Genomic DNA, 1,625 nt, shown 5'->3' on the forward strand with positions numbered 1-1,625 from the left:
TCGCTCGGCCAGCAGCCGCTGCGGCGCCGGCAGAGCCGACAGCGCGCGCTGCAGGCCGAGCAGCGGCGCCAGCGCGCGCAGTTCGGCCTCGCCGCGCGGATCGGCGAACACCGCTTCCACCTCGCGGCCCAGTTCCGAAGACAGCGGCATGCGCCCGCCCATCCACTTCGGCACGCTGCCGTCGCCGCCCTTGGCCAGACGCACGTAGGCGGTCATGTCCTCCAGCCGCACCAGTTCCAGCAGGCGCCCGGCGAACTGGAAGCGATCGCCGCGGCGCAGACGGCCGACGAACTGCTCCTCCACCGCGCCGAGCCGACCGCCGCGCAGGAAGCGCACCGCGACGCTGCCGTCGCTGGTGATGGTGCCGATCGACAGGCGATGGCGCAGGGCGATGCGACGGTCGTGCACGCGGTACAGGCCGTCTTCGTCCAGCACCACCTTGCGGTAGTCCGGATACTGCGCCAGCGCGCGTCCGCCCTGCACGACGAACTCCAGCACCGCCTGCCAGGTCGGCGCATCCAGCATGGCGAAGGCGGCGGTGCCGCGCACTTCGGCGTACAGCGCGTCGGCAGCGAAGCCGCCGCCCAGCGCGCAGGTGATGCAGTGCTGCGCCAGCACGTCCAGCGACAGCCGCGGCGAGGGCCGCGATTCGATGCGGCCATGGGCGATTGCCCGGCGCGCCGCGGCGTATTCGACCAGTTCCAGCGCGTGCGAGGGCACACACAATACGTGACCGGCCTCGCCGGGGCGGTGCTTGGCGCGGCCGGCACGCTGCAGCAGCCGCGCCACGCCCTTGGGGCTGCCGATCTGCAGCACCTGATCGACGGCGGGGAAATCCACGCCCAGGTCCAGGCTGGAGGTCGCCACCACGCAGCGCAGGCTGCCGTCGCGCAGGCCTTGCTCGGCAGCGCTGCGCAGCGCTGGGTCCAGCGAGCCGTGGTGCAGGGCCAGCGTGTGCGCTTCTTCCGGCCACACCGAGGTCAGCGCCTGATGCCACAGCTCGGCCTGCGCGCGGGTGTTGGTGAACAGCAGGCTGGTGCGCACCGCGAAGAGTTTTTCCAGCACCCGTGGCAATTGCGCCAGGCCCAGGTGCCCGGCCCAAGGGAAGCGCTCGCCCACCGCCGGCGCCAACGTCTCCAGGGTCAGCGTGCGCGGCTTGACCCCGGCCACGATCGGCGCCTGCGGCAGGTGCGGCAGCAGCACGTCGCGCGCCTCGTCGAGGTTGCCGAGCGTGGCCGACAGGCCCCAGGTGCGCAGCGCCGGCGCCCACCCGCGCAGCCGCGCCAGGCACAGCTGCAGCAGCACGCCGCGCTTGTTGCCGAGCAGTTCGTGCCACTCGTCGACGATCACGCAGCGCAGCGTCGCCAGTTGCGGCGCGGTGTCGGGATAGGACAGCAGCAGCGCCAGCGATTCGGGCGTGGTCACCAGTACGTCGAGCTTGCCGCTGCGCGCCAGGCGCTTGTCGCGCGCACTGGCGTCGCCGGTGCGCAGGCCGATCTGCCAGTCCAGGCCCAGCGCCTGCGCCGGTTCGCGCAGCGCGCGCACGGTGTCGGCGGCGAGCGCGCGCAATGGGGTGATCCACAGCACCTTGAGGTCGCGCTGCGCCTGCCGGCGCGTGCGCGGCG

At 73.2% G+C, this 1,625-nt stretch carries 1 protein-coding gene; it reads right to left on the minus strand.

Annotated elements, in window-relative coordinates:
* The coding region (locus D183_RS0110800; protein WP_017909001.1) for a DEAD/DEAH box helicase at positions 1 to 1,625 on the minus strand (1,625 nt) is incomplete at both ends.

This window comes from Xanthomonas sp. SHU 199 (assembly GCF_000364665.1).
Lineage (GTDB): Bacteria > Pseudomonadota > Gammaproteobacteria > Xanthomonadales > Xanthomonadaceae > Xanthomonas_A > Xanthomonas_A sontii.